This window comes from Bacillus sp. ChL18, from assembly GCF_026241425.1.
GTDB lineage: Bacteria > Bacillota > Bacilli > Bacillales > Bacillaceae > Bacillus > Bacillus velezensis.
On record NZ_JAPHWE010000003.1, the window covers coordinates 169,160 to 195,401 of the forward strand.

General features: G+C 48.5%; 26 protein-coding genes. 18 read left to right on the forward strand and 8 right to left on the reverse strand.

What is annotated here, in order from left to right; all coding sequences use genetic code 11:
• Window positions 1-101: 101 nt before the first annotated feature.
• The 10 genes from gerKA (at window position 102) to OQ477_RS17290 (ending at window position 10,889) form a co-directional block, all read left to right on the forward strand.
• The gene (gerKA, locus tag OQ477_RS17245) at window positions 102-1,742 is read left to right on the forward strand and encodes a spore germination protein GerKA (protein WP_265973347.1); all 1,641 of its coding nucleotides are present in this window, start codon (window positions 102-104) and stop codon (window positions 1,740-1,742) included.
• On the forward strand, window positions 1,729-2,955 hold the full coding sequence (locus tag OQ477_RS17250; RefSeq protein WP_265973349.1) for a Ger(x)C family spore germination protein: 1,227 nt from the start codon (window positions 1,729-1,731) through the stop codon (window positions 2,953-2,955). Before gerKA ends, OQ477_RS17250 begins: the two co-directional genes overlap by 14 nt.
• 24 nt (window positions 2,956-2,979) lie before the next feature.
• Window positions 2,980-4,098, forward strand: coding sequence for a GerAB/ArcD/ProY family transporter (locus OQ477_RS17255; RefSeq protein WP_044802607.1), 1,119 nt, complete (start codon window positions 2,980-2,982; stop codon window positions 4,096-4,098).
• A 168-nt stretch (window positions 4,099-4,266) separates the two neighbouring features.
• Complete coding sequence (locus OQ477_RS17260; protein WP_029326230.1) at window positions 4,267-5,592, forward strand: LLM class flavin-dependent oxidoreductase; 1,326 nt, start codon at window positions 4,267-4,269, stop codon at window positions 5,590-5,592.
• Between the two features lie 13 nt (window positions 5,593-5,605).
• Complete coding sequence (locus tag OQ477_RS17265) at window positions 5,606-6,097, forward strand: GNAT family N-acetyltransferase (RefSeq protein ID WP_003156352.1); 492 nt, start codon at window positions 5,606-5,608, stop codon at window positions 6,095-6,097.
• Between the two features lie 28 nt (window positions 6,098-6,125).
• On the forward strand, window positions 6,126-6,917 hold the full coding sequence (locus tag OQ477_RS17270) for an amino acid ABC transporter substrate-binding protein (RefSeq protein ID WP_265973352.1): 792 nt from the start codon (window positions 6,126-6,128) through the stop codon (window positions 6,915-6,917).
• 22 nt (window positions 6,918-6,939) lie between these two features.
• Window positions 6,940-7,614: an amino acid ABC transporter permease gene (locus OQ477_RS17275; protein ID WP_007410261.1), complete on the forward strand. Its 675-nt coding sequence runs from the start codon at window positions 6,940-6,942 to the stop codon at window positions 7,612-7,614.
• A gap of 13 nt (window positions 7,615-7,627) precedes the next feature.
• Entirely contained in the window at window positions 7,628-8,377 is a 750-nt protein-coding gene (locus OQ477_RS17280) for an amino acid ABC transporter ATP-binding protein (protein WP_003156349.1), read from the forward strand.
• A 17-nt stretch (window positions 8,378-8,394) separates the two neighbouring features.
• Window positions 8,395-9,546 carry a M20 peptidase aminoacylase family protein gene (locus OQ477_RS17285; protein ID WP_265973353.1) on the forward strand — a complete coding sequence of 384 codons (1,152 nt, stop codon included), beginning with the start codon at window positions 8,395-8,397 and terminating at the stop codon, window positions 9,544-9,546.
• Window positions 9,543-10,889 (forward strand): MmgE/PrpD family protein, encoded by a 1,347-nt coding sequence (locus OQ477_RS17290; protein ID WP_265973354.1) that lies wholly within the window; start codon window positions 9,543-9,545, stop codon window positions 10,887-10,889. Before OQ477_RS17285 ends, OQ477_RS17290 begins: the two co-directional genes overlap by 4 nt.
• Before the next feature lie 103 nt (window positions 10,890-10,992).
• Here the strand turns inward: OQ477_RS17290 and OQ477_RS17295 are convergent, their stop codons facing one another.
• Entirely contained in the window at window positions 10,993-11,676 is a 684-nt protein-coding gene (locus OQ477_RS17295; RefSeq protein ID WP_265973355.1) for an ABC transporter ATP-binding protein, read from the reverse strand.
• 14 nt (window positions 11,677-11,690) lie between these two features.
• A complete protein-coding gene (locus OQ477_RS17300; protein ID WP_265973356.1) occupies window positions 11,691-13,118 on the reverse strand; it encodes an ABC transporter permease in 1,428 nt (475 codons plus the stop codon).
• 212 nt (window positions 13,119-13,330) lie between these two features.
• Between OQ477_RS17300 and OQ477_RS17305 the strand changes: the two genes are divergently transcribed.
• The 4 genes from OQ477_RS17305 (at window position 13,331) to OQ477_RS17320 (ending at window position 16,838) form a co-directional block, all read left to right on the forward strand.
• Window positions 13,331-14,014 (forward strand): response regulator transcription factor, encoded by a 684-nt coding sequence (locus OQ477_RS17305; RefSeq protein ID WP_014416901.1) that lies wholly within the window; start codon window positions 13,331-13,333, stop codon window positions 14,012-14,014.
• Complete coding sequence (locus OQ477_RS17310) at window positions 14,001-15,434, forward strand: sensor histidine kinase (RefSeq protein WP_265973357.1); 1,434 nt, start codon at window positions 14,001-14,003, stop codon at window positions 15,432-15,434. The genes OQ477_RS17305 and OQ477_RS17310 overlap by 14 nt, the downstream gene beginning before the upstream one ends.
• A gap of 152 nt (window positions 15,435-15,586) precedes the next feature.
• On the forward strand, window positions 15,587-16,735 hold the full coding sequence (locus OQ477_RS17315) for a Rap family tetratricopeptide repeat protein (RefSeq protein ID WP_007410270.1): 1,149 nt from the start codon (window positions 15,587-15,589) through the stop codon (window positions 16,733-16,735).
• A complete protein-coding gene (locus OQ477_RS17320; RefSeq protein ID WP_033575081.1) occupies window positions 16,719-16,838 on the forward strand; it encodes a PhrC/PhrF family phosphatase-inhibitory pheromone in 120 nt (39 codons plus the stop codon). Before OQ477_RS17315 ends, OQ477_RS17320 begins: the two co-directional genes overlap by 17 nt.
• Before the next feature lie 148 nt (window positions 16,839-16,986).
• On the opposite strand, the gene OQ477_RS17325 is transcribed toward OQ477_RS17320, so the two are convergent.
• Entirely contained in the window at window positions 16,987-17,097 is a 111-nt protein-coding gene (locus tag OQ477_RS17325) for a YjcZ family sporulation protein (protein ID WP_369719092.1), read from the reverse strand.
• A gap of 79 nt (window positions 17,098-17,176) precedes the next feature.
• Window positions 17,177-18,541, reverse strand: coding sequence for an aspartate kinase (locus OQ477_RS17330; RefSeq protein WP_265973358.1), 1,365 nt, complete (start codon window positions 18,539-18,541; stop codon window positions 17,177-17,179).
• 413 nt (window positions 18,542-18,954) lie between these two features.
• Here OQ477_RS17330 and OQ477_RS17335 point away from each other — a divergent pair, with 413 nt between their 5' ends.
• The 4 genes from OQ477_RS17335 to OQ477_RS17350 are packed head-to-tail and all read left to right on the forward strand — an operon-like array spanning window position 18,955 to window position 22,563.
• Entirely contained in the window at window positions 18,955-19,908 is a 954-nt protein-coding gene (locus tag OQ477_RS17335; RefSeq protein WP_032872883.1) for an ABC transporter permease, read from the forward strand.
• Complete coding sequence (locus OQ477_RS17340) at window positions 19,898-20,845, forward strand: iron chelate uptake ABC transporter family permease subunit (RefSeq protein WP_014416905.1); 948 nt, start codon at window positions 19,898-19,900, stop codon at window positions 20,843-20,845. Before OQ477_RS17335 ends, OQ477_RS17340 begins: the two co-directional genes overlap by 11 nt.
• On the forward strand, window positions 20,839-21,597 hold the full coding sequence (locus OQ477_RS17345; protein ID WP_265973359.1) for an ABC transporter ATP-binding protein: 759 nt from the start codon (window positions 20,839-20,841) through the stop codon (window positions 21,595-21,597). The genes OQ477_RS17340 and OQ477_RS17345 overlap by 7 nt, the downstream gene beginning before the upstream one ends.
• Window positions 21,598-21,618: 21 nt before the next feature.
• On the forward strand, window positions 21,619-22,563 hold the full coding sequence (locus OQ477_RS17350) for a siderophore ABC transporter substrate-binding protein (protein WP_007609406.1): 945 nt from the start codon (window positions 21,619-21,621) through the stop codon (window positions 22,561-22,563).
• A 41-nt stretch (window positions 22,564-22,604) separates the two neighbouring features.
• Here the strand turns inward: OQ477_RS17350 and OQ477_RS17355 are convergent, their stop codons facing one another.
• The 4 genes from OQ477_RS17355 to OQ477_RS17370 form a co-directional block, all read right to left on the reverse strand.
• Window positions 22,605-24,029 (reverse strand): MDR family MFS transporter, encoded by a 1,425-nt coding sequence (locus tag OQ477_RS17355; RefSeq protein ID WP_045555063.1) that lies wholly within the window; start codon window positions 24,027-24,029, stop codon window positions 22,605-22,607.
• A gap of 17 nt (window positions 24,030-24,046) precedes the next feature.
• On the reverse strand, window positions 24,047-24,922 hold the full coding sequence (locus tag OQ477_RS17360; protein WP_032872887.1) for a TetR/AcrR family transcriptional regulator: 876 nt from the start codon (window positions 24,920-24,922) through the stop codon (window positions 24,047-24,049).
• A gap of 160 nt (window positions 24,923-25,082) precedes the next feature.
• The gene (gene nfsA, locus OQ477_RS17365) at window positions 25,083-25,829 is read right to left on the reverse strand and encodes an oxygen-insensitive NADPH nitroreductase (protein ID WP_265973360.1); all 747 of its coding nucleotides are present in this window, start codon (window positions 25,827-25,829) and stop codon (window positions 25,083-25,085) included.
• A 16-nt stretch (window positions 25,830-25,845) separates the two neighbouring features.
• Window positions 25,846-26,133, reverse strand: coding sequence for a putative quinol monooxygenase (locus OQ477_RS17370; RefSeq protein ID WP_012116809.1), 288 nt, complete (start codon window positions 26,131-26,133; stop codon window positions 25,846-25,848).
• Window positions 26,134-26,242 lie beyond the last annotated feature (109 nt).

Here is a 26,242-nt window from a genome sequence, read left to right on the forward strand (position 1 = left end):
ATCCTTTTCGATTACGCAAAACTTATACAGACTTTCCGCCGTGCATAATCTTTTGCCGTACAGGAAGAATATGAAAAAAACGAGGAAAGGTTTTTTGCGATATGCCGCCATTTTTCAAGCAGAAGAAACAAAAAAAAGCCGATCAAAACGACCGTGACAATGAAGGCAGAAAAGAAGCGGACAGCCAGCCGGACAAAGAGCGGGGTGAGCCGATCTCCCTCAGCTTAAAGCAAAATATGAAGAAACTGTCTGAGAGGTTCGGCAACAGTGCCGATGTCGTCATCCGCCGGCTGAAAATCGGAAAAGAAGAGCTTCCGGCCGCAATTGTGTATATCGCCGGTTTGGTAGACGAACAGCTCGTCAGCCAATCCCTTCTGGAGGATTTAATCGACATCCCGTCCGTTCAGCCGGAACAAGCGGTCTGCCTGATATACGATAAAACGCTTGCGATCGGCGGGGTGAAAGAGGAAGAGAAGTGGAAAAGTCTTTATGCCGGGCTGGTGGCGGGCAGCACGCTCATTTTTGTCGACGGGGCTGACAAGGCGCTGATCGCCAGCACGGAAGGGGGAGAGCACCGGTCCATTCAAGAGCCGAGCACTCAGGTCTCTTTCCGCGGCCCGCGGCAGGGATTCACTGAATCTCTGCAAACCAATATTTCCATGATCCGCAGGTATATAAAAACGCCTGATGTATGGGTTGAAAAAATGGAGATCGGACACGAAACGAATACGGATGTCGCGCTGATGTATATTAACGGAATTTGCGATAAAAAGCTGATTAAGGAAGTCCGCAAACGGCTGAAGCACATTGACATCGACAGCATTTTGGAATCCGGCTACATTGAACAGCTCATTGAAGACGCGCCGTTTTCCGTGTTTCCCACCGTATATCATACGGAGCGGCCGGACGTTGTGGCGGGGAATCTGCTGGAAGGACGATTTGCGATTATCGTGGACGGAACGCCGTTCGTTCTCCTCGCGCCGGCCTTATTTATTCAATTTTTTCAATCGGTTGAGGATTATTATTCACGATTTGATATCGCCACCAGCATCAGGGTGCTGCGGGTTTTGATCTTCTTCATTTCACTGGTGGCGCCGGGGATTTATGTGGCGGCGACGACCTTTCACCAGGAAATGATTCCGACGCAGCTGCTGATTGTCATCGCGGCCCAGCGGGAGACGGTGCCGTTCCCGGCCGTGATTGAAGCGCTGACGATGGAAGTGGCCTTTGAGATTCTCAGGGAGGCGGGTGTCCGGCTTCCGAGAGTTGTCGGCTCCGCCGTTTCCATAGTCGGAGCGCTTGTCATCGGCCAGGCCGCCGTACAGGCCGGCATCGTTTCCCCGGCCATGGTTATCGTCGTCGCGCTGACGGCGATTGCCAGCTTTGCGACCCCGGCTTTTGACATGGCGATATCTGCGCGGCTGATCCGGTTTCTCTTTATTCTGTCGGCGGCGGTCATGGGATTTTACGGGCTGATTCTGGGCATTATCATGATGTTTGTCCATCTGTGCGGCCTGCGTTCATTCGGATTTCCGTATATGTCCCCGCTCGCTCCTTTAACCCCGGGCGGACTGAAGGATTCCCTCCTCCGCGCTCCGTTATGGGCGGATGAAAAAAGGCCGGGACTGCTCGTGCAGGAAAACAACAGGCGCCAAGGGGAACATCAAAGACCGAAACCGGAGACATCCAGAGGAATGGTTAATAAAGATGTAGAAGAGGGCGACGGTAATGAAAAGACGTAAATGGATGCTTATCCTTTGTACGATGGTTTCCCTTATGTTTGTATCCGGATGCTGGGATAAAAGGGAGCTGACCGATTTAGCGGTGATTTCCGCCATCGGTATTGACCGGACCGAAACGGGAAAATACGTCCTTCACTTTCAAATTATCAATCCGGGAAACGTGGCCGGCGGTCTGCAGGGCGGCGGAGCGGGAGACCGGCCTCCGGTTTCCGTCTATTCGGTGTCCGGAGACAATTTGACGGAAGCTTTGAGAAAAGGCTCGATGAAAGTGTCCAGAAGGCTCTATTTTGCGCATACGAATCTCGTGGTGTTCAGTGAAAAACTGGCGAAAGAGGAAGGGCTCAGTTTTATTCTGGACAATCTTGACCGCGACACCGAATTCAGGACGACCGCAACCGTTGTGATCGCGCATAATTGTAAGGCTGAAGACATTATTAAAGTGCTGACGCCGATTGATAAAATCCCTTCCAATAAAGTGAACAAGACGCTCAGCTTCACGCAGGAACAATACGGCAGAGTCATTAAAACCAGCCTTCAGGACGTTCTGATTGATCTCGCTTCTCCGACCGGGTCGCCGTTTATTCCTGGTTATGAAATGCACGGAGACGATAAAGCCGGTCCTACGATGGAAAATACGCAGACAACTGAACCGAAAGCAGTGCTGTCAGCGGACGGACTGGCGGTGTTCAAAAAGGATGGGAGGCTGGATTACTGGATTGAGGATGACGACAGTGTGGGGGCTGTATGGCTTCTCAATAGGATCAAGCATACGTTCATCAATGCGGATTGGAAGAACGTGAAGCATGCAATCAGTCTGCAGGTCACCCGTCAGAATACAAAGGTGACGGCCACTTTTCCGAACGGAAAACCGCATATTCACGTGCATGCTCAGGTCGAGGGGCTGGTGGACGCTGTCAGATACCCTTTCCATCTGTCTGATCCGCAAGTGCTGATGACGATGCAAAAGGCGCTCAGCGGGCAGCTTGAGAAAGATATCACCAAATCGATTGAAGATATAAAAGCCCATAAGAATGACTTCGTCGGCTTCGGAGACCTGATCTATCGGAAGCATCCAGACAAATGGAAAAAGTTCAAAGGGAAGTGGGATGAAGAATATTTCCCCAATCTCCCCGTAGATGTCAAAACGGAAGTCATTATCAGAAGAACGGGCTTGCGGAATAATCCTCTCTCAGACAAGCTTGAGCATGATTGATTTGAGGAGAAAGGAGCGAAGCGTATGGAAAATGCGAAAATCGGCACGCGTCAGCTGTTTATTATGATCATTTTGTTTGAATTGGGCAGTTCGTTATTGATCCCGCCGGGCACGATGGCCGGGCGGGATGCATGGCTGTCCGTGCTTCTCGGGTGCGTTATCGGTCTCGGGCTTTTCTACGTTTATCAGGCGCTGTATCAATTTTTTCCTGAGTCTTCTCCGAGAGATTACATGAACGAACTGATCGGCAGACATCTGAGCTGGGCGGTCTCCCTTCTTTATATTCTCTATTTTGCTTATATCGCCGCCCGCGTATTGCGGGATTTTGGCGAAATGCTTGTCACCTTCGCCTATCAGGACACGCCGATTTTAATTGTGAATGCCATGCTGATGATCGCCGCGATATTTGCGGTCAGAAAGGGAATTGAAGTGATAGCGAGAGCCGGCGAGCTGCTGTTTGGCATTATGTATTTCCTGACAGCCGTCGGGCTGATCCTCATTATCAGCTCAGGCACGATAAACCTCAGATTTCTCCAGCCCGTTTTAGCGGAGGGGGCAGGAACGGTCATTTATTCCGTGTTTAAACAGACGATGTTCATCCCGTTCGGTGAATTAATCGTGTTTGTCATGATTTTCCCTTATTTAAAAGATCGGAAAAAGGTGAAGAAAACCGGATTTATGGCGATTATCATCAGCGGGCTGTTTTTGGCAATGTCAGTGGCGATTAATATTTGTGTGCTGGACGTCAACTTAATGCTCCGCTCTCAATTTCCGCTGCTGAGCACCATACAGACAATTAAAGTGGAAGAGTTTTTAGACCGGCTGGATGTCTTTTTCATGCTCGTGCTCGTCATCGGCGGTTTTTTCAAAGTCAGCCTTTTTACATATGCGGTTGTCGTGGGCGTGTCCACGCTGTTTAAAGAAAAAAATCCGTCCCAGCTGGCCTTCCCGGTCGGATTGGGGGTGCTGATTCTCTCCATCAGCATCGCAAGCAATTTTTCGGAACACATGAATGAAGGCTTAAACATTGTGCCGATCTATATTCATCTTCCGTTTCAAGTGCTGTTCCCCGTTTTGCTGCTTATCATTGCCGTTATTAAGAAAAAGGTCAAAGGGACAGTCTATACAGTTTCGAAGAAATAACCCGGCCGGTGCGCCGGGTTTTTTTAAAAATCATGATTTTTGTCTTAATGCATTGACAAACTTGCCTGACAATTGTACATTTTGATTTATTCTTATAAAATTACTAGGAAATATAGGTTTAGTGGTGTTAATATTTTCCGAACCGTATTTCAGAATAGAAGGAGATCCATCATGACAAAGAAAAAAGAAATCAAACTCGGTGTGTTTCTTGCGGGCACCGGCCATCATGTCGCTTCTTGGAGACATCCTCAGGCACCGGCGGACGCGAGCATGAATTTGGATTATTTCAAAGAACTGGCAAAAACGGCTGAGCGGGGGAAATTGGACATGCTGTTTTTGGCGGACAGTTTATCAATAGACGGCAAATCACATCCGAATGTGCTGACGCGCTTTGAGCCGTTTACGCTGCTGTCGGCGCTCGCTCAGGTCACATCCCGCATCGGTCTGACGGCGACCGCATCTACCACATACAGCGAACCGTTCCATATCGCGAGACAATTTGCATCGCTTGATCATCTTTCCAACGGCCGCGCGGGCTGGAATGTCGTCACATCTTCGATTGAATCGACCGCGCTTAATTTCAGCGGCGAAAAGCATCTTGAGCACCATCTCAGATATCAGCGCGCGGAAGAATTCGTTGAAGTCGTCAAAGGATTATGGGATTCGTGGGAGGAAGACGCCTTTATCCGTGACAAAGAATCAGGAGCATTTTTCGATAAAGACAAAATGCATGAATTGAACCATAAAGGAACATATTTCTCCGTGAGAGGGCCGTTAAATGTCGCCCGCACACCACAAGGGCGCCCGGTCATTATTCAGGCCGGATCATCAGGAGACGGAAAAGCGCTGGCCGCCAAAACGGCGGAAGTCATTTTCACCGCGCAAAATCATTTGGAGTCCGCGCAGGAATTCTATCAATCTATTAAAGAACAAGCGGCTTCTTTCGGCCGTGATCCTGAAAAAATCGCGATCATGCCGGGAATTTTTCCCGTTATTGCCGATACCGAAGAAGAAGCGCAGGCAAAATATGAAGAGCTCCAAGACCTCATCATCCCGTCTGTCGGCCTGAACATTCTGCAAAACTATCTGGGCGGCGTCGACCTTTCCGCCTGCCCGCTTGACGGCCCGCTGCCTGAATTGGATGCGGATGCGTCGAATGCCGTTAAAAGCCGGTTCAAGCTCGTTCAGGAGATGGCCAAACGCGATAACATGACCATCCGCGAACTTTACAAATATGTGGCGGGTTCAAGAGGCCATCATATCTTTGTCGGAACGCCAGAACAGCTTGCCGATAAGATGGAAGAATGGGTCGGAAAACAAGCTTGTGACGGTTTCAACATCATGCCGCCGCTTTTGCCTGAAGGTCTCACTCTTTTTGTAGACAAAGTGATTCCGATTTTACAAGAACGGGGCGTGTTCAGAAAAGAGTATGAAGGAACGACGCTCAGAGAACATTTCGGACTGGAAAAACCGGCAAACCGATATGCCGACTAAAGGAGGGCTCATCATGTCAAGACAATACCGGCTCGCAACGGAGGCAGACGCTGATGAGCTGCTTTCACTGACACTGCGGGCGTATGAACCGATCCGCAAGCTCGGCATCAACTTTGCCGCTGCCACGGCGGATAAAGAACTCGTTTTAAATAACATACAAAAAAACGCCTGTTACGTTTTGGAGGAAGACGGACGGATTCTGGCGACGATTTCTCTGCGGATGCCGTGGGGGCCGAATCCCGGGCCGTACGGTGTCCCTCATATTTGGTGGTTCGCCGTCGATCCTGAAACCGGAAAAAAAGGGACGGGCTCAGACATGCTGGAGTGGCTGGAGAATACAGTGCTCCGCGATACATTAAAAGCGCCTTTCGTGTCACTGGGCACAGCGGACAAGCATCCGTGGCTGATCGGCATGTACGAGCGGAAAGGCTACGTTCGTGCAGGCGAAAAGGATTTAGGAAAAGGGCACATCACCATTTATTTAAAAAAACAATTGCAGGATTAACATTTTAATAGGAAAAGGCGGGATTTCAATGAAGAAGAAAACATGGGCTTTGCTGCTGTCTGCCGCGCTTTTGGCGGTTTTATCAGCATGCGGAAACGGAAAAGAAAACGAAGGCGGCGATAACGTACTGCATGTAGGCGCCACGGGACAAAGCTATCCGTTTGCATATAAAGAAAACGGCAAGCTGACCGGCTTTGACGTGGATGTCATGGAAGCCGTCGCGAAAAAAATCAACATGAAACTGGACTGGAAGCTGCTTGAATTCAGCGGTCTGATGGGAGAGCTCCAGACCGGCAAACTCGACACCATCTCTAACCAGGTCGCTGTCACGGACGAACGCAAGAAAACGTATAACTTCACAGAACCGTATTCGTATGCGGGCACTCAAATCGTCGTCAAAAACGATAACAAAGACATCAAATCAGTCAACGATCTAAAAGGAAAAACAGTGGCGGCCGTTCTGGGCTCAAACCACGCGAAAAACCTTGAGAGCAAGGACCCGGATAAAAAAATCAACATTAAAACGTATGAAACACAAGAAGGCACGCTGAAAGACGTGGCTTACGGACGGGTTGACGCTTATGTGAACAGCCGCAGCGTCCTGATCGCCCAGATCAAAAAGACAGGTCTGCCTCTGAAATTAGCAGGAGACCCGATTGTCTATGAAAAAGTCGCTTTCCCGTTTGCGAAAGATGCGGCTCACGATAAAATCCGCAAAAAAGTAAACAAAGCCATTGAAGACCTGCGAAAAGACGGCACGCTGAAAAAGCTGTCTGAAAAGTACTTTAAAGAAGACATCACAACAGAAACAAAGCATTAAGAAACGGCGGTGAAAATCGAGAATGAACAGCATTGATTGGGGATTTATGTTTTCAGCTTTTCCCGCGTTAATCGAAGCCTTGCCGATCACATTACTAATGGCCGTCGCGGCCATGGTATTTGCCGTGATCGGCGGCCTTATATTAGCGCTTATCACAAAAAATCGTGTTCCTGTGCTTCACCAGCTGTCAAAGGTGTATATTTCATTTTTCCGGGGCGTTCCGACGCTCGTGCAGCTTTTCTTAATTTATTACGGCCTGCCCCAGCTCTTTCCCGGAATGAGCAAGATGACGGCGTTAACTGCGGCGATTATCGGGTTAAGCCTGAAGAATGCCGCCTACTTGGCTGAAATCTTCCGCGCGGCGCTCAACTCAGTCGATGAGGGGCAGCTTGAAGCCTGTTTGTCTGTCGGAATGACAAAATCCCAGGCGTACAGACGGATCATTTTCCCGCAAGCCGTCAGAAACGCGCTTCCCGCGACGGGAAATACGTTTATCGGCCTGTTAAAGGAAACATCGCTCGCCTTTACATTAGGAGTGATGGAAATGTTCGCCCAAGGAAAAATGTACGCATCAGGCAACCTCAAATATTTTGAGACGTATTTAGCCGTCGCGGTCATGTACTGGATTCTTACGATTATTTACAGTGTGCTGCAGGATCTGCTCGAACGGGCGATCAGCAAGCCTTATCGCACATAGGAGGAGGCTCAGGATGATACAAGTCAGACATATTCGAAAAGCATTTAAAGACCTTACCGTACTTGACGGGATCGACCTTGAGATCAAAAGCGGCGAAGTCACGGCCATCATCGGCCCGTCAGGCTCGGGAAAATCAACGCTCCTCCGCTGTTTGAATCTGCTGGAGCGCCCGGATGACGGCATCATTGAAATCGGTGATGCAAAACTGAATGCAGCGTCCTATTCGCGCAAAGACGTTCATAAGCTTCGCCAGCAGACGGCGATGGTGTTTCAGAATTACAACCTGTTCAAAAACAAAACCGCCCTGCAAAATGTGACAGAGGCGCTGATCACCGCGCAAAAGAAACCGAAAAAAGAAGCGGAACAGATCGGTATGGATCTGCTGCGGCAAGTCGGTTTAGAACACAAAGCGGACAGCTACCCGATTACGATGTCGGGCGGGCAGCAGCAGCGGATCGGGATTGCACGCGCCTTGGCCGTTGATCCTCACGCGATTTTACTGGATGAACCGACTTCGGCCCTTGACCCTGAGCTTGTAGCCGGGGTGCTCCAAGTCATCAAATCAATTGCCGAAAAACAGACAACCATGATCATCGTCACGCATGAGATGGCGTTTGCGCGTGAAGTGGCCGACAAGGTCATATTTATGGCGGACGGACGCATCATCGAACAGGGAACGCCGGAAGAGCTGTTTGACAATCCGCAGAACGAACGGACGAAAAAATTCATTAAGCAAGTGGGAGAGCCCGCCGAACTTGTCTAAGAAGGGAAGAAGAAGAAATGGCAAATGAAACGTATGAATCATTAAACAAACGTTTAATCAATATCCGCCGCGACCTTCATGAACACCCTGAGCTGTCAGGCGAGGAATTCGAAACGACGAATAAAATCCGCCGCTGGCTGGAGGAAGAAGGAATCACGGTTCTTGATGTGCCGAAACTTCAAACCGGAGTGATTGCTGAAATCAAAGGAGACAAAAGCGGCCCCGTCATCGCCGTCAGAGCAGACATCGACGCATTGCCGATCGAAGAGAACACAAACCTTCCGTTTGCTTCGCGCAACAGCGGCGTGATGCACGCCTGCGGCCATGATTTCCATACGGCATCTATCCTCGGCACGGCTTTTTTATTAAATGAGAGAAAGCATGAGCTGAAAGGAACGGTGCGGTTTATTTTTCAGCCCGCGGAAGAAATCGCCGCCGGAGCAAGACAGGTCATTGAAGCCAGCGCGCTTGACGGTGTATCGGCGATATTCGGCATGCATAACAAACCTGACCTCCCCGTCGGCACGGTCGGTCTGAAAGAAGGCCCGCTGATGGCGAGTGTCGACCGCTTTGAAATCACCGTTAAAGGAAAAGGCGGCCACGCCGGAATCCCTGATAACAGCATTGATCCGATTCAGGCGGCAGGGCAGATTATCGGCGGCCTGCAATCGGTTGTCAGCAGAAATATCAGCTCGCTTCACAATGCCGTCGTCAGCATCACAAGAGTTCAAGGCGGCAGCTCTTGGAATGTCATCCCGGACCATGTTGAAATGGAAGGCACCGTCCGGACGTTTCAAAAAGAAGCGCGTGACGCTGTGCCGAAACATATGAAGCGGGTTGCCGAAGGAATCGCGGCCGGGTTCGGGGCAGAAGCCGAATTCCGCTGGTATCCTTACCTTCCGTCAGTGATGAACGACGCCCGTTTCATACAGGCGGCGGAACAAACGGCTGAAGATCTTGGGCTTCAGACCGTTCGGGCAGAACAGTCGCCCGGCGGCGAAGACTTCGCGTTATATCAAGAAAAAATCCCCGGCTTTTTCGTCTGGATGGGAACAAACGGAACAGAAGAATGGCACCATCCCGCCTTCACACTCGACGAAAAAGCGCTCCCGGCAGCGGCTGAGTTTTTCGCCCGGCTTGCCGTCAATGTATTGGAGCAGACGGAATGAATACGGAAAATCTGACGGCCGGGCTTGCTCAGGCCGTCATGTCGTCTGTGCCGGAAACATCCGCTGAAGCGATGAAAGAAGCGCGCAAAGGACTGCTTGATTTTACAGCGGCAGCTTTTGCGGGGAGACGGGATAAAGGAGTTGAAAAGCTGGTAAAACTGGCCGAAGAAGAAGGCGGGGCGCCGATAGCGCCGCTTATCGGCAGAAATCAAAAAACCACGCCGTCCCAATCCGCGCTCATTAACGGATTCATCGCACATGCGCTTGATTTTGACGATGTTCATTCTGATGTAAGAGGACATCCGAGCGCAGTCATCCTTCCGGCTTTGATTGCAGCCGCATCAGCCGGCCTGATAGACAAGAGCCGCTTTCTCGGTGCTTATGTGACGGGAATCGAAGTGATGGCGCGGCTCGGCGAGTCAGCTGGAAGGCATCATTACGAGAAAGGCTGGCACAATACAGGAACGTTAGGTGCCATTGCGGCCGCATGCGCCGTCGGATTCGCGGAGAATCTGAATCAAATCCAATTGCAGAAAGCAATCGGGTTTGCGGCTGCCCGTTCCGGAGGCATGAGAGTGCAATTCGGGACAGAAATGAAGCCGCTCCACGCCGGACTGGCCGCTCAAGCCGGATTGTTCGCCGTAAAGCTTGCAAAGGCCGGTTTCGGCGGCTCAGTTCATGCGCTCGACGGGGAGAAAGGTTTTTTCGGACTGTACGGCGATCTTGAACGGGCAGAAACCCTGCTTGTAAACAGGTGGGGAAACCCTTGGCGGATTGTGAGCCCGGGACTTTGGTTTAAGGTTTATCCGTTTTGCTCGGCGGCTCATCATGCAGCGGACGCCATTCTCAAGCTGAAGGCCGAACATGGTCTCACTTTCGGCCAAACGGAACGGATCGACGTGATTTTTCCGCCGGGCGGGGACGCCGCATTGACAGAACGGCGTCCGAAAACAGGCGAAGCGGGAAGATTCAGCGTGGAATATGTGATCACCTTAGCTTTGCACGGTAAGGATTTTTCAGTTGAACATTTCACATCTGAGCCGATTCCGGAATCCCTTCAAAAAGGATTTGAGCGGATTCACCGCAGCTGTGATGACCAAATTCAGCCGGCTGACAACGCCGTTCCGAAGGGCCGTTTTACAATTGTACGGGTCACGGCTTCCGGCGGTCATGTCTATGAAACACGTATCGACTGTCCGAAGGGAGCGCCGGGAAACGGTCTTTCTGAAAAAGACATTAAAGACAAACTCCGGCTCGCTTTGCCGGGGGAAGAGGAAAAGGCGGAAGAATTGATCAAAGCAGCCGGACAATCAAATATTGACCGTTATTTACAGCTGATATAAATAAAAAGAGCGAGGGGATGCAGCCCTCGCTCTTTTTACGTTCACTTCTATTGAATAGGGGGATATAGGGTGCGCCCCTGTCTGCGCTGGCAGGGGCGCGGTATCAGGAAACGGCCGTGCCGTTTTCTTTGACCGTGAAACTTCCTCTTGATAAGCGGATGTTGATATCCGAAACTTTGGCGATTTGTTCGTCGTGCGTCACCATGATGACGCATTTGCCGCCTTTATGCGCCAGATCCTGAAAGAGCCGGACGATTTCCTTTGACGTATCCTCGTCGAGATTTCCCGTCGGCTCGTCCGCGCAAATCAAATCCGTGTCACAGCAGAAAGCCCGCGCAATTGAAACGCGCTGCTGCTGTCCGCCGCTTAATGTCAGCACCCGCTGACGGGCCTGCTGTTCGGTGATGCCGACTTTTTTCAGCATGCTGAGCGCGAACGCATCTTTGTTGTTCTCCTTAGAGCCGGTGATCTCCATCGCCGTTGTGACATTCTGGAGCGCCGTCATATACGGGATCAGATGATAAGATTGAAAGACGATAGAGACATATTGATTTCTGAATTTGGTTAATCCGATTTTGGAGATGTCTTCTCCGTTATAAAGGATGCTTCCCTCTTTAGGTGTGTCAAGGCCGCCCGCCAGAGACAGAAACGTTGTTTTCCCCGTTCCGGAGGCGCCGACAATTGTATAAAACTTCCCTTTTTCAAAGCTGATCGTTATATCCTTAAACAGCGGCTGTGATTTGTCTTGGTACCAGTAGCCGGCCTGTTGAAAGGTTAATAGGCTCATTATGCTGCCTCCTCTTATTCCTGCTTGGTCAGGATCGTTTTAGGGTGAAGCCGCATGACTGATACAGACGGCAGTAATGTGGCGATGACGGCAATTGCGACGCCGATCCCGCCAAGAATCAGAAGGTCATTCAGCGAGACGTTTACCTGCATTGTACTGATGACATCCGCGCCGGATGAATGCTGACCGAACAATCCGCCTCCCCGCGGCATTTCTCCGCCGCCCCAGCCGCTTGTTTGCTTTGAATCATCGGCTGAGCTGACCTGCTGGGAAAGAAGCTGATTTCCGAGCTGATTCGCCACAAGGCTGCCCGTGACGGATGCGATCCCGATGGCAATCACGGCGACAACCAGAATTTCCGTTAAGAATTGTCCGATGAGCTTCCAGCGCTTTTCGCCGATCGCCATCAAGACACCCATTTCATACTTGCGTTCCCTGATCGACATCATCACGATCAACCCGAGAATGACCGCGCCCGCGATGGATACAAGGTATACCACGTTTTTAGAAAATGACGCGACATTTTCAATCGGACCGGCCATTTGCTGATACACCTGATCATTTGTCGTCAGCGTGTAGGTTTTATCATCTATGGATGTTTTTTTCGCAGCCGCAACGAATGAGTCAATATATTTTGCATCATCCATATAATAAACGGCTGAGCTGATTTTGTTTTTGTAATCAGACCCTTTTAACGCCGCCGCGGCGGTGTAAGGCGTATAGATTTTATTGTCAGGATTTAAGAATGAAAAATGCTGTGCCTGATCGTCTCCTGATGATGTTGTTTTATAGATTCCCACAATTTTAAGCTTCGTTTTCACAGAATCATCCGCTGCTGAGGAAACGGTAATGGAGCCGCCGACTTTCAGCTTATTTTGGTCTGCCAGCGTTTCATTGATCACGGCGACTTTTGCGTCCGCATCTGTTTTTGTGATAGCTCGTCCGTCAGTGATTTTTGAACTCCCGCCTGTGAAATCATCAAGCAATGCCGTAGAGAGCACGCCTTCGATCGAGATATCCGCTGAAATCATCTGTCTTCCGCCGCCTTGAAAACGGCCGGTGCCGGAACTGGCTGATTCGCCTGAGCTTTTTATCGCATCAAAGCTTTCTGCATTTGCTGACACTGTCGTGAGGAAGTTGTAATTTTTAACATGCTGTAAAGATGTAAGCTTCTTGGCATCTGAGACGGAAATCGGCGTTGATTCAAACGTCCTCTTTTCACCGTCTTTTTGCTGCTGCGCCATTTGCTTTTGGCGGTCAGCCTGGAGTGTGACGCTCCCGCCGAGCTGCTGCCTTGCCAGTTCGCTTGATTTCTTTGCCGCTGACTGGATCGTAAGACCGGACAGGACAAAAATGCAAATCACTGAAAACACAACCAGCTGCAAAAATGTTTTTCCCTTTTTTTCCTTCATGCTCCAAAAGGCTCTTTTTATAAAGTTCATGTCTGTTCCTCCGTGTGGGTGTCAGATCTTGTAAAACCGGCCTTCTTTAGCACCGGTCATCCGATATGTATATAGTAGGAGAAATGTATGAAAAAAATATGAACAAACTATTTCCGGGTGATGAAATAAAAACTAACAATTGTGAAACCCGAAAACATCCGAGTAAAATGGTGCTATTATAAGAAAAAGCGTCAAGATAAGCGGAGGAACCAATGAAGATATTAATGATAGAAGACAATATAAGCGTATGCACCATGACGGAAATGTTCTTTTTTAAAGAAGGGTTTGAAGCCGAATTTGTCCATGACGGAGTGGAAGGCTATCAGCGGTTCACGGAAGAGGACTGGGATTTGGTCATTCTGGACATTATGCTTCCATCCATGGACGGAGTGACGATCTGCCGGAAAATAAGAGAGACGAGCAGTGTGCCGATTATTATGCTGACCGCAAAGGACACGGAGTCTGATCAGGTGATCGGATTTGAAATGGGGGCCGACGATTATGTCACCAAGCCGTTCAGCCCGCTGACACTAGTAGCGCGGATTAAAGCGGTGATCAGAAGATACCGGGCGACGGGGCAGGCCGTAAAAAGCGACGACTTGATCGAAACGGCGTGTTTTTCAATCAATAAGAAGACGCGGGAAGTGTTTCTGCACGGAAAACCTGTCGAGAATCTGACGCCGAAAGAATTCGATCTGCTCTTTTATCTCGCACAAAATCCGCGCCAGGTCTTTTCGAGAGAGCAGCTGCTTGAGCAGGTGTGGGGCTATCAATTTTACGGAGATGAACGTACGGTTGATGTTCATATTAAACGGCTGCGCAAAAAACTGTCCAGTGACGAAAAACCGTTTTTATACACGGTGTGGGGGGTAGGATACAAATTTGATGAGGATTAAATACTTATATCAGCTGCTGTTAAGCCATGTCAGCATTTTGATTTTGGCCTTTTTCATCATCATTTCCCTGTTTTCGCACTTTGTGAAAGATTTTGCGTATCAAAATAAAGTGGATGAGCTGTCTTCTTACGCGCAGCAGATCACAAGTGAGCTGAACGGCCGCGATCTTGATCTGCGCCGCCTGTATCCGTATCAGGACATGTTAAAAACGCGCGAGACCAGGTTTATTATTTTTGATGAACATCAGCGGCCTTACTTTTTTCCTGACGATATGCCGCCGCGCGAGAAGCTGAAAAGTAAAGAGTGGCACATGCTGAAGCAAGGGAAAACCGTTCAGATCAGAGCGGAGATGAACCGTTTTAATACGGAAGGCTTGGAAGTATCGCTTGTCGCAAAACCGCTTTTTATCAACGATCAATTTAAAGGCGCGGTGCTGCTCGTGTCTCCAGTCAGAGGAGTCGAGCAGATGATCAGCCAGGTCAACCGCTATATGATTTACGCGATCATCAGCACCCTTATCATCACGATTCTGCTGAGCTGGCTTTTATCTAAATTTCACGTCAAGCGGATTCAGACATTGCGGGATGCGACCGGAAAAGTGGCATCCGGTGATTACGATATTTCGCTCAAGAACAGCGGCGGCGATGAAATCGGCATGCTGGCGTCCGATTTCAACACCATGGCCAAAAATCTGAAGCAATCGAGAGAGCAGATTGACCGCCTGGAAAAACGGAGGCGCCAATTTATCGCCGATGTCTCCCATGAGCTGAGAACGCCTTTGACGACCATTAACGGACTTGTGGAGGGGCTTAACAGCAACACCATCCCGGAAAAAGATAAAGAGAAATGCTTCTCGCTGATCAGCGAAGAAACGAAGCGGATGCTCAGGCTCGTGAAAGAAAATCTGGATTATGAAAAAATCAGATCCCAGCAAATCAAACTGGACAAGCTCAGTCTGCCGCTCATCGAGGTGTTTGAAATTATTAAAGAGCATCTCAATCAGCAGGCGGAGAAAAAACAAAATCAGCTGCGGATTCAAGTGGAGGACGGCGTCAAAGTGTTCGCCGATTATGACAGGCTGATCCAGATTCTCGTCAACATCACGAAAAACAGCATTCAATTTACGCAAAAGGGAGACATCACGCTGCGCGGGTATGAAGGCTATAAAGAAACGGTGATTGAAATCGAAGACACCGGGATCGGCATCTCCAAAGAGGAAATTGAGCATATATGGGAGCGGTTTTATAAGGCGGATGTGTCCCGGACGAATACGGCATACGGCGAATACGGACTCGGCCTTTCCATCGTCAGGCAGCTCGTCGAAATGCACAAAGGCACGATAGATATTGACAGCGAAAAAGGGAAAGGCACGACCTTTACAATCCGCCTTCCGCTGAATACGAAAAATGAATCATCTTGAAACCGGCGGTCCCGTCTGGCCGCCGTCTGTTTTAACTCCACTCGGAAAATTGCGCTCTGCCGAAACAAAGTTTGCGTGTTTTTCGGGATGGAAAGAGACGGAAACGTGATAAAATAACTGGTAAACAGGTCTTGGATGGGGAGGGTGAAGGAATGAAGAGCGGGTTAATTCCTTCTTCAGCAGTCGGGCAGAAAATTAACGAGTGGTATCGATACATCAGAACATTCAGCGTGCCGGATGCGGAGATCTTGAAGGCCGAGATCAAACAAGAGCTTGACCATATGGAGCCTGATTCGAACTTAGTGCTTTATTATTCCCTCATGGAATTTCGCCATCAGCTGATGCTGGACTACTTGGAGCCGCTGGAAAAACTGAAGATAGAAGACCAGCCGACCCTGTCGGAAATTCTTGATAACATTGATAACAGCCAGGCCGGCCTCAAAGGGCTTCTCGATTATTACGTCAACTTTTTCAAAGGCATGTTTGAATTTGATAAAAGAGAATTTATCTCAGCGATTACATATTATAAACAAGCTGAGAAAAAACTGGCCTTCGTATCGGACCATGTGGAACGGGCGGAGTTTTATTTTAAAGTGGCCGAAGCTTATTATCATATGAAACAAACGTATTTTTCTTTGATACATATAAAAAACGCTTATGAAATTTACGTAGAGCAGGACACATATAACGTCCGGATCATTCAATGCCATTTTGTATTCGGCGTCAATTTAATGGATGAAAGGCGCTTTGAACAGGCGGCCAAACATTTTCAGCACGCTCTGCAAATGGCCGAAAAAGAACAAAAAGCGCAGCTTGTCGGGAGGGCGCTGTATAACCTCGGACTGTGCTACTACAATCAGGACCGCATCGGCGAAGCGATTCCGTACTTTGAACGGGCGGTTGATACATTTGAATCACAAAGAATCGTCAATTCTCTTCCTCAAGCATATTTTCTAATCACACTCATTTACTTTAAACTCGGAAAAAAAGAAAAAGCGTCGGAATATCACAAGCGGGGATATGAATATGCTAAAGAAACAGACGATCCCGTTTACACGGTAAAATTCGAATGGCTGCAGGCTCTGTATCAGGCGAAACCGGATGAGGAAACAATCAGCGCGTGTTTCCGTTACCTGGAAGATAAAAATTTATACGCCGATATAGAGGATTTAGCACTAGAAGCAGCTAAATATTACTATGAACAAAATTGCTTTAAGATTTCTTCTGACTATTTTCTGAAAGTCGAAGAGGCAAGGAAACAAATACAAAGGAGTGAGGGTTTGTATGAAATTGAAATCTAAATGGTTTGTTATTTGTTTAGCAGCCGCCGCGATTTTTACAGTGACAGGAGCAGGCCAGACAGATCAGGCTGACTTCCATGTAGCTGAAAGAGGAATGACGTGAGAAGAAAATAGCCTGAACAAAGGAAAAGACTGCATGGGAATGTTCCCGGCAGTCTTTTTTTGCGCGTCCGGACTCGGACAGCGGCGGAAAACAAAAGAAAACGCCGCAGGTCAAAACCCGCAGCGTCCTCATATAGACGGAGCGATGCTTAGAAACCGCCAACATAGGCAGTACCTACAATAACCAACAGGATAAATAAAACAACGATCAAAGCGAAAGAGCTGATTCCAGAATATCCTGACATGAGCTTCACCTCCATATTGTCTATACCATACAATATGTAAAAGAAGCTGCTTTGTAAGGGATATTAGTGGACAAGAGAAAAAAGAGGCGGTGTCCTATGAGAGTAAGACTCCGGCGAAAAATTCGTCATACAGTGCCCGCACCGCGTGTTTTTCCTGTTCTTCTTTCACTCCGAACATCATGCTGACTTCCGATGACCCTTGATTGATCATCTCGATGTTGACGCCGGCTTCCGACAGTGCTTTGGATGCCCTGGCGGTTGTGCCGACATTATGGCGCATCGCTTCCCCGACGACCATAATCAGCGCCAGATTGTGCCTGACTGTGACTTCATCTGCTTGAAGTTCCTGCTTCAGACGGGTGACGAGCCTGTGTTCCAGTTCTGAGTCCATCTGATTGTGCCGAAGGATGATCGTGATGTCGTCAATGCCGGATGGAACGTGTTCATACGTCAATCCTTCTTCCTCCAAAATGTGAAGGGCTTTGCGGCCGAAACCGATTTCCCGGTTCATTAAATATTTGCTTATGTAAATGCTGCAAAAGCCCGTGTCGCTTGCGATGCCGATGACTGGCCCGTTCGTATTGTCACGGCTGCTGACGACGCGTGTTCCTTTTGCATTCGGATTATTCGTATTCTTAATCTGAACGGGGATGCCGGCCCGAAATGCGGGAATCAGCGCTTCATCATGAAAAACGGAAAATCCGGCATAGGAGAGCTCACGCATTTCCCGATACGTCAGTTCGTTAATTTCTTTCGGATGCCGCACGATTGACGGGTTGACGGAATAGACGGCGTCCACATCAGTAAAGTTTTCGTACAGGTCAGCTTTTAAGCCGCTGGCGAGAATGGAGCCGGTAATATCAGAACCGCTCCGGGAAAACGTCACAATCTCATGCTCCTTCGTGTAACCGAAAAATCCCGGAAAAATGATCAAGCCTTCACGGTTTCTCAGACGGTACAAATGATCATAAGACTCAGGGAGCACCTGCGCGCTTCCGGGTTCATTCGTCACAAACAGCCCCGCTTCTTTCGGACTTACGTATTCCGCTTTCACGCCCTGGCGCCGGAAGTAGGCTGCGATCAGCTTCGCGTTGTTGTCCTCGCCGCTCGCTTTCACCGCATCCATATATTGTTCGGGATTGGTTTTACAGCTGTTTAAGAGAGCGAATAGGTCACTGCGGATTCTCTCTATAATAGAGAAATCCAGGTTCAGCTCACGCGCGATGGCTGCGTACCGTTCAATGACCGTTTCGGCAAGCTCGGGCGCTGCACCTTTTTGCAAATAATGCTCCGCACAGCGGATTAACAGATCCGTCACTTTTGTATCGTCCGAGAAGCGTTTTCCCGGTGCCGATACGACGACGGCTTTCCGCGCGGGATCAGCCGTCACGATTTGAAACACTTTCTCAAGCTGGGCTCCTGACGCAAGAGAGCTGCCTCCGAATTTTACAACTTTCATGATTTACATCCCCTAATATTTAAATTTTCTCACAAATTTAATTTTTATTATCTCTCTTTCAAACATGTAAATCAAGGATTTTTTCTACGTGGGGAGAACATTTGTGTTTTCATGGAGGAATTTTTCCGCTGTTTGTCAGATTTGTTTCCCTCAAGCGTGTCATCATGTGCAAAAAATGATAAGCAGCCAAATGAAGGTTATAGAAAATCCTGCAAATTCTTGATAGACTGATTGTAAGACAATTTAGTGTACGGCCCGCGGATGACCGCTTTTGAAAGCAAAACTGTATTGACTGCGCTTGGAAAGATGATAAGATTATAATTGTCGTTGATAATGATAATCATTACGAGTGGGGTATATGGGAGTTGTTTGGCAATCAGTCATACCGTTTGTGATGGGTGCAGGGAGGCAGCATGAAGCTACGTTACTTACTTTTGCTACTGGCGGTTTTGGCGTGTACTTCTATATTTATCGGTGTAGAAGATTTGTCGCCGCTGGATATTTTTCATTTAAATAAAGAACAGGCAGGTACATTGTTTGACAGCCGGCTGCCGCGTTTGGTGAGCATTATCATCGCCGGCATGAGCCTGAGCATCTGCGGATTAATCATGCAGCAGATCAGCCGGAATAAATTTGTATCGCCGACGACTGCGGGAACGATGGACTGGGCAAGGCTCGGAATTTTGATTTCATTAATGCTTTTTACGTCAGCCAGTCCGCTTGTGAAAATGTCTATCGCTTTCGTTTTCGCGTTGGCGGGAAATTTCCTGTTCATGAAAATCCTCGAGAGAATCAAGTTTAATGATGCGATTTTTATTCCTCTCGTCGGTTTAATGCTTGGGAATATCGTCAGTTCAGTCGCCACGTTTATCGCATATAAATACGACCTGATCCAAAACCTGTCGTCCTGGCTGCAGGGGGATTTCTCACTGGTCGTCAAAGGCCGGTATGAGCTTTTATATCTGAGTATCCCGCTGGTGATCATCGCTTATGTGTATGCGGATAAATTTACGGTGGCGGGAATGGGAGAGAGCTTTTCCGTCAATCTCGGCCTGAAATACAAACGCGTCGTTAATATCGGTCTGATTATCGTGTCGCTCATCGCTTCACTGGTGATCCTGACCGTCGGGATGCTGCCGTTTCTCGGTTTGATCATTCCCAATATGGTGTCGATTTACAAAGGGGACAACCTGAGGAGCAGCCTGCCTCACACCGCTCTGCTGGGCGCTGTTTTTGTGCTGTTTTGCGACATTTTGGGAAGGGTGATCATCTTCCCGTACGAAATTTCCATCGGCCTGATGGTCGGTGTTATCGGCAGCGGCATCTTCCTGTATATGCTGTTAAGGAGAAAAGCATATGAGTCATAATAAAAAAATTACGCTGCTGGCGGCGCTCGCCATGATATGTATCGGATTTTTCCTGTTCTACGGACTGGGCAATTGGGAATACTCCCTGCCGAGACGATGCTTCAAAGTGCTTGCCATGATGCTCACCGGAGGAGCGATCGCGTTTTCAACGGTCATCTTCCAGACGATTACAAATAACCGCATACTGACACCGGGTATTTTAGGCCTCGATTCCCTGTATATGCTCATTCAGACCGTCATCGTGTTCCTGTTCGGTTCAATGAATATCGTCATGATGAACAAAAATCTTAATTTCGTCATCTCCGTCGGGCTGATGGTGCTCTTGTCACTCGTTTTGTATCAGCTCATGTTTAAAGGCGAGGGGCGGAACGTGTTTTTCCTTCTGCTTGTCGGCGTCGTGTTCGGCACGCTGTTCAACAGTCTGTCATCCTTTATGCAGATGCTGATTGATCCGAATGAGTTCCAGGTTGTTCAGGACAAAATGTTTGCCAGCTTTAACAATATCAACACCGATCTTTTATGGTTTGCCGGTGCTGTCTTTCTTCTGACGGGCATTTATGTCTGGCGGTTCACGCGGTTTTTTGACGTGCTGTCGCTCGGCAGGGAGCACGCCGTCAACCTTGGGATTGATTACGATAAGCTTGTGAAACAGATGCTCATTGTCGTCGCCATTCTTGTGTCTGTCTCTACGGCTCTTGTCGGGCCGATTATGTTTTTAGGACTGCTTGTCGTCAATCTGGCGAGAGAGTTTTTAAAAACCTACAGGCACACGTATTTAATCGCGGGTTCTGTCCTGATCAGCATCGTCGCGCTCGTCGGAGGCCAGTTCGTCGTGGAGAAAGTGTTCACGTTTTCCACGACGCTGAGCGTCATCATTAATTTTGCCGGCGGGATTTATTTTATCTATCTGCTGTTAAAGGAGAATAAATCATGGTAGAGGTCAGAAATGTAAGCAAACAATACGGAGGGAAAACCGTCCTTGAGAAAACGTCTCTATCCATTCAAAAGGGCAGGCTCACCTCATTTATCGGTCCGAACGGCGCGGGAAAAAGCACGCTGCTGTCTATCATGAGCCGGCTGATTAAGACGGATTCCGGGGAAATCACGGTCGACGGGCAAGAGATCGGGGCCTGCAAAAGCAACGATCTGGCAAAAAAAATCAGCATCTTGAAGCAGACGAACCAAATCAATATCAGGCTGACGATTAAAGACCTGGTCAGCTTCGGCAGATTTCCGTATTCCCAAGGGAAACTGACGGATGAAGATTGGGTGCATATCAACCAGGCCCTCAGTTATATGAAGCTGGATGAATTAAAGGATAAATACCTCGATCAGCTCAGCGGAGGCCAGTGTCAGAGGGCGTTTATCGCGATGATCATCGCTCAGGATACGGACTATATTTTTCTCGATGAGCCGCTGAACAATTTAGATATGAAGCATTCCGTTGAAATGATGAAGCTGTTGAAGCGGCTTGTGGAAGACTTCGGAAAAACGGTCGTCGTAGTGATTCACGATATCAACTTCGCATCCGTATATTCAGACCATATCGTCGCACTGAAAAACGGACGGATCGTCAAAGAAGGGCCGGCGGAGGAGATCATTGAAACCTCCGTGCTTGAAGATATTTATGATATGACCATCCCGATTCAAGAGATTGACAGTCAGCGGATCGGTGTGTACTTTTCTTAAAAACCAGATGAGGTGAAAATTATGAAAAAATTCGCATTGCTATTCATTGCGCTCGTTACGATTTTTGTTGTTTCTGCATGCGGAAACGGGGACAAAACATCAGGTAAATCAAAAGAAACAATCACAATCAAAGATGATCTGAACAAAGAAGGAGTCAAAGTGCCGAAGAATCCGAAAAAAGTCGTCGTATTCAACTTCGGAATGCTGGACACGATGGATGAACTCGGTTTACAGGATCACGTGGCGGGACTTCCGAAACAAAACCTTCCAAAATACTTATCTTCATATAAAAGTGATAAATACGCCAATACCGGCGGTTTAAAAGAACCGGATTTTGAAAAAGTCGCGGATATTGATCCGGATTTAATCATTATCGCCCACAGACAATCTGATTCTTATAAAGAGTTCTCAAAAATCGCGCCGACGATTTATCTTGATGATGACTATACAAACTACGTTGACAGATTCAAGCAAAACACCGAAGTGATCGGCAAAATCTTCAACAAAGAAAATGAAGTGAAAGATAAGCTTGCGAAAATTGACAAATCCATTGCCGATCTGAAGAAAAAGACAAGCAGCACGGATAAAAACGGGTTAGTGGTGATGGCGAACGACGGCAAAATCAGCGCGTTCGGATCTAAATCAAGATACGGCTTCATTCATGATGTGTTCGGCGTCAAACCGGCTGACAAAAACATCGAAGCCTCACTGCACGGACAAAGCATTTCCTATGAATATATCGCCAAAACAAATCCTGATTACATGTTTGTCGTTGACCGCGGAACAGCGATCGGCACAAAATCTTCAACAAAACAAGTGGTTGAAAATGATTATGTAAAATCGGTGAAAGCTGTGAAAAACAACCATGTTGTCTACCTTGATTCAGCTACATGGTATTTATCAGGAGGCGGCCTGGAATCCATGGCGCAGATGGTGAAAGAAGTAAAAGACGGAATCGAGAAGTAAAAAAAGAACCCGGTCACATACGTGATCGGGTTCTTTTTGGTTTACCGCGTAACGGCCTGCTGCTGCTCGGGCTGACGCGGTTTTTTCTTTAATGTAAAAGATAAGAGGAAGCCGGCCAGCGCGATGCAGGCGGCTACGACAAATGCCGCATTCATACCGTGCAGGGCGGCGTTTCCCGGAGTTGACGCATTGGCGTGTGCGGCCTGGCTGCTCATTACGGAAACTAAAAGCGCCGTACCGATAGAACCGCCGACTTGGCGGACGGTATTGTTCATGGCTGTGCCGTGCGGAATTAAGTGGCGAGGCAGGGCGTTGATTCCCGCTGTCGTCACCGGCATCATAATCATGGCTGTTCCCAAAAGCCGCGCGGTATAAACGACGACAATCCAAATGAGAGACGTCGAGTCTGTCAGATTCATAAACGGAAGGGACGTGAGCAGGATGATGAAGAATCCGGTCATCGCAAGGCCTTTTCCGCCGATTCTGTCAAACACCCGGCCGATAAACGGAGACATCATTCCCATCACAATCGCGCCCGGCAAAAGCATTAATCCGGTATCAAACGCGGATACGCCCCGGACTTTTTGCGTGTAAAGCGGAAGAATGGTTTCCGTTCCGATCAGCAGCGCGAAGACAAGCGTTCCGAGCAGGGTGGTCAGGCTGAAAATCCCGAAAGAAAACACGCGGAATTCCAGCATCGGTTTTTTGAGCTTCATCTGTCTTGCGATAAAGAAAATCAGCGCGGCCGCTCCGACAAGCAGCGAAGTCAGCACTTCAGCACTGGTCCACCCTGATGAACCGGCGCTTGAGAAGCCGTAAAGCAGGCCGCCGAATCCGAGGGTCGATAAGATCACGGATAAAATATCAATCTGTGTTTCTCGTAATGTCGTGACGTTTTTCATCAGAATAATCGCTAAAAGCAAATCGATGACCGCGATCGGGAAGATGATATAAAACAAAGACCGCCAAGAGAATGCTTCGACCGCCCATCCGGAAAGCGTCGGGCCGATCGCCGGCGCGAACGAAATAACCAAGCCGACCATACCCATGGCGCGGCCGCGCTTTTCCATCGGGAAAATCGTGAGAAATACCGTCTGCATGAGCGGCAGCATAATTCCGGCGCCGGCCGCCTGAATAATCCGGGCCGTTAAGAGCACCGGAAAGTTCGGGGCGAATGCGCCGACAATGGTGCCCGCCGTGAAAATACTCATGGCGGAAATCAAGAGGGTGCGGCTCGTAAATTTCTCTATTAAAAATGCGGTAATCGGAATCAAAATCCCGTTCGTCAGCATAAACGATGTTGTCAGCCATTGTGCTTTGTTGGCGTCTATATTGAAGTCATTCATAATGTGCGGCAGCGCCGTGATAAGCAGTGTCTGGTTCAAAATGGCGACGAACGCTCCCGCCAAAAGAATCCCGACAATGACAGAGCGTTTGTATGGTGCAGTTTCAATACTCTTATTCAAGCTGATTCCTTCTTTCTTTATAGTTTGAGCAATGTTTTAACGGCTGCAAGCGGCTGGTGCAGCGGTCCGGCCTGCTCCAAATAACCGATGAGCGCTTTTATAAGAAAATCCCGCGGCTGTTTGTCCGCTGATTCTTTCTCCAGCATAGCCGCCGCGGAAGCGAGTCCTGCGACGTCATATTTTTCCTCCGGAAGGACTGAGACCGCTTCTTTCAGTTCCTTCAGGCTTTCAGCCAGCAATACGGTTTTGTCTTTCGGCTCAAATGAGGAAGCGGAGGCGATATAAAGGTCAATCATCTCCTGAGGCAAAGCGGTTTCGGTTGTCCTGTTTTCGACGATGAGATTGAGATGGCGGATGATAAACTCCGTGAGCGGCTCCAGGGCGAGCGGTTCTTTTTCCAGCTTAATCAGCGTGATGCATTCTCTCAGGAGCCCCTGCAGGACGATCACCAGCTCCCATACATAAGGAATAATGTCTTCGCCGTACGTCTGAATCAGTGAATCGCGATGCCAGCAGATAAAGGTGGAGCGGGCCCTGTGAATATGCCGTTTTACCCGCTCATTAATGGAAGAGGGGCTTCCGTACATCAGCATATTAAAAAACTGCTGATTGCGCCTGAAGCCTTCAAGCTCAGCCATCAGTTTTTTGGCAAACCGTTCCTCAGGGGAGAGGCTTGTTTCTTCATTCAATAATGAAGCGGCGGCTACCATCTGTTTCTGGTTAAAATCGAGCAGCTCCAGGAGCAGGTCTTCCTTTGATTCAAACAGTTTGTATAAAGACGCTTTGGAGACTTTGCACTCCTCTGCGATCGCCTGCATCGAAACCGACGAAAAGCTTTTCCCGGAAAAAAGCTTCCTTGCCGCCAGCAGAATATCCGTTTTCTTATCATTCATAAGCCCAGATTCCTTCTTTCGTCACAATAGAAAACCCATCGGTTCACAGGAAACCAATGAGTATATGATGAAAATATTAACAAAAATTTTTACATAGTGTCAACGCTTTTGTTTGAGAAATAGAAAAAACCTGCCGGAGTGTTCCGGCAGGCTGATCCGCTTATTTATCCGTCTTAAACCCTTGTTTTTCAAGCATTTCACGAATGTGAGGATAATAAAGCTGCTTATAGTAGGAGGTGATGCCTTGTGACCAGTTTCTCGTTTCCTGTCCGTCGGTGCGTTTTTTCATGTATTCGGACATCTGCTTGTCATAGGCCTCGATATGTGTTCTTAAATCTTCTTCTTGATACGTTTCATGATGCAGAACGGCTGCTTGCGGCAGACGCGGTTTTTTCGCGGAGCGGTCTGCCGGATGGCCGATGACGAGACCGGAAACCGGGAAAACGTATTTCGGAAGTTTCAGCAATTCAATGAGTTCGTCCGGCTTGCCGCGCACGGCGCCGATCGGCACAGTGCCGAGTCCCATTGATTCAGCCGCAGCCGTTGCCGTACCCAGCGCAATCCCGACATCTACGGCTCCGACTAGAACGGATTCTAAACCGTTCGTGATCTCAAGCTGTGTATCATTATATTCTTCAAGCGCAATTTTGGCGCGGTTAAAATCAGCGCAGAATAAAAGGAAAACCGGCGCTTGGTCAATCCACGGCTGGCCGCCCGCCAATTCGGATATTTTTTTCTTCCGCTCCTTATCTTTCACCGCAATAACGGTAAATTGCTGGCCGTTAATGGAAGTCGGCGCTGCCTGAGCGGCTTGGATGATAAGATCCAGCTGTTCATCCGATACGGGTTCATCTGTGTAGCTGCGGATGGAACGGTGGTCTGTTAATAATTGAAGGACTTCGTTCATGTCATTCATCCTTTCGTTACTCTGACAGTTCTGTGCGGACGACGTCAAGCGGCGCACTCAGCACTTCTTTCGCTTTTGCCACGAATCCTTGGAAATGGTCAGTTGCGTTGTGGGATTTCATCGCTTCTTCATCTTTCCATTGTTCAAGCATGACGAATGTATTTTCCTCACCGACTTTTTCGAAAAGATCGTATTGCACATTTCCTTCTTCCGCGCGTGAATGCTGAACAAGTGATTGCGCTTCTCCTAAAAATTCCTCGCGTTTATCCGCTTTTACTTTCATGTAAGCCTGTAAGACGATCATTGTTATTCCTCCTGATTGGGTTAATTTGTTATAGTTCGAATATTATCGAACTAACTGTAACATGTTTCATTGCGAAAGGTAAAGGAAAAACCCTCACCACCTAAATTGT

Excerpts from the sequence above, each read along its gene's own strand:
- OQ477_RS17315 (WP_007410270.1), top strand. The coding sequence starts at position 15,587 with ATGAAGAGCGGGTTAATTCCTTCTTCAGCAGTCGGGCAGAAAATTAAC.
- gerKA (WP_265973347.1), top strand. The coding sequence starts at position 102 with ATGCCGCCATTTTTCAAGCAGAAGAAACAAAAAAAAGCCGATCAAAAC.
- OQ477_RS17340 (WP_014416905.1), top strand. The coding sequence starts at position 19,898 with ATGAGTCATAATAAAAAAATTACGCTGCTGGCGGCGCTCGCCATGATA.
- OQ477_RS17300 (WP_265973356.1), bottom strand. The coding sequence starts at position 13,118 with ATGAACTTTATAAAAAGAGCCTTTTGGAGCATGAAGGAAAAAAAGGGA.
- OQ477_RS17255 (WP_044802607.1), top strand. The coding sequence starts at position 2,980 with ATGGAAAATGCGAAAATCGGCACGCGTCAGCTGTTTATTATGATCATT.
- OQ477_RS17305 (WP_014416901.1), top strand. The coding sequence starts at position 13,331 with ATGAAGATATTAATGATAGAAGACAATATAAGCGTATGCACCATGACG.
- OQ477_RS17335 (WP_032872883.1), top strand. The coding sequence starts at position 18,955 with ATGAAGCTACGTTACTTACTTTTGCTACTGGCGGTTTTGGCGTGTACT.
- OQ477_RS17345 (WP_265973359.1), top strand. The coding sequence starts at position 20,839 with ATGGTAGAGGTCAGAAATGTAAGCAAACAATACGGAGGGAAAACCGTC.
- OQ477_RS17320 (WP_033575081.1), top strand. The coding sequence starts at position 16,719 with ATGAAATTGAAATCTAAATGGTTTGTTATTTGTTTAGCAGCCGCCGCG.
- OQ477_RS17290 (WP_265973354.1), top strand. The coding sequence starts at position 9,543 with ATGAATACGGAAAATCTGACGGCCGGGCTTGCTCAGGCCGTCATGTCG.
- OQ477_RS17280 (WP_003156349.1), top strand. The coding sequence starts at position 7,628 with ATGATACAAGTCAGACATATTCGAAAAGCATTTAAAGACCTTACCGTA.
- OQ477_RS17285 (WP_265973353.1), top strand. The coding sequence starts at position 8,395 with ATGGCAAATGAAACGTATGAATCATTAAACAAACGTTTAATCAATATC.
- OQ477_RS17370 (WP_012116809.1), bottom strand. The coding sequence starts at position 26,133 with ATGATCGTCTTACAGGCTTACATGAAAGTAAAAGCGGATAAACGCGAG.
- OQ477_RS17295 (WP_265973355.1), bottom strand. The coding sequence starts at position 11,676 with ATGAGCCTATTAACCTTTCAACAGGCCGGCTACTGGTACCAAGACAAA.
- OQ477_RS17350 (WP_007609406.1), top strand. The coding sequence starts at position 21,619 with ATGAAAAAATTCGCATTGCTATTCATTGCGCTCGTTACGATTTTTGTT.
- nfsA (WP_265973360.1), bottom strand. The coding sequence starts at position 25,829 with ATGAACGAAGTCCTTCAATTATTAACAGACCACCGTTCCATCCGCAGC.
- OQ477_RS17275 (WP_007410261.1), top strand. The coding sequence starts at position 6,940 with ATGAACAGCATTGATTGGGGATTTATGTTTTCAGCTTTTCCCGCGTTA.
- OQ477_RS17360 (WP_032872887.1), bottom strand. The coding sequence starts at position 24,922 with ATGAATGATAAGAAAACGGATATTCTGCTGGCGGCAAGGAAGCTTTTT.
- OQ477_RS17265 (WP_003156352.1), top strand. The coding sequence starts at position 5,606 with ATGTCAAGACAATACCGGCTCGCAACGGAGGCAGACGCTGATGAGCTG.
- OQ477_RS17250 (WP_265973349.1), top strand. The coding sequence starts at position 1,729 with ATGAAAAGACGTAAATGGATGCTTATCCTTTGTACGATGGTTTCCCTT.
- OQ477_RS17325 (WP_369719092.1), bottom strand. The coding sequence starts at position 17,097 with ATGGAGGTGAAGCTCATGTCAGGATATTCTGGAATCAGCTCTTTCGCT.
- OQ477_RS17330 (WP_265973358.1), bottom strand. The coding sequence starts at position 18,541 with ATGAAAGTTGTAAAATTCGGAGGCAGCTCTCTTGCGTCAGGAGCCCAG.
- OQ477_RS17270 (WP_265973352.1), top strand. The coding sequence starts at position 6,126 with ATGAAGAAGAAAACATGGGCTTTGCTGCTGTCTGCCGCGCTTTTGGCG.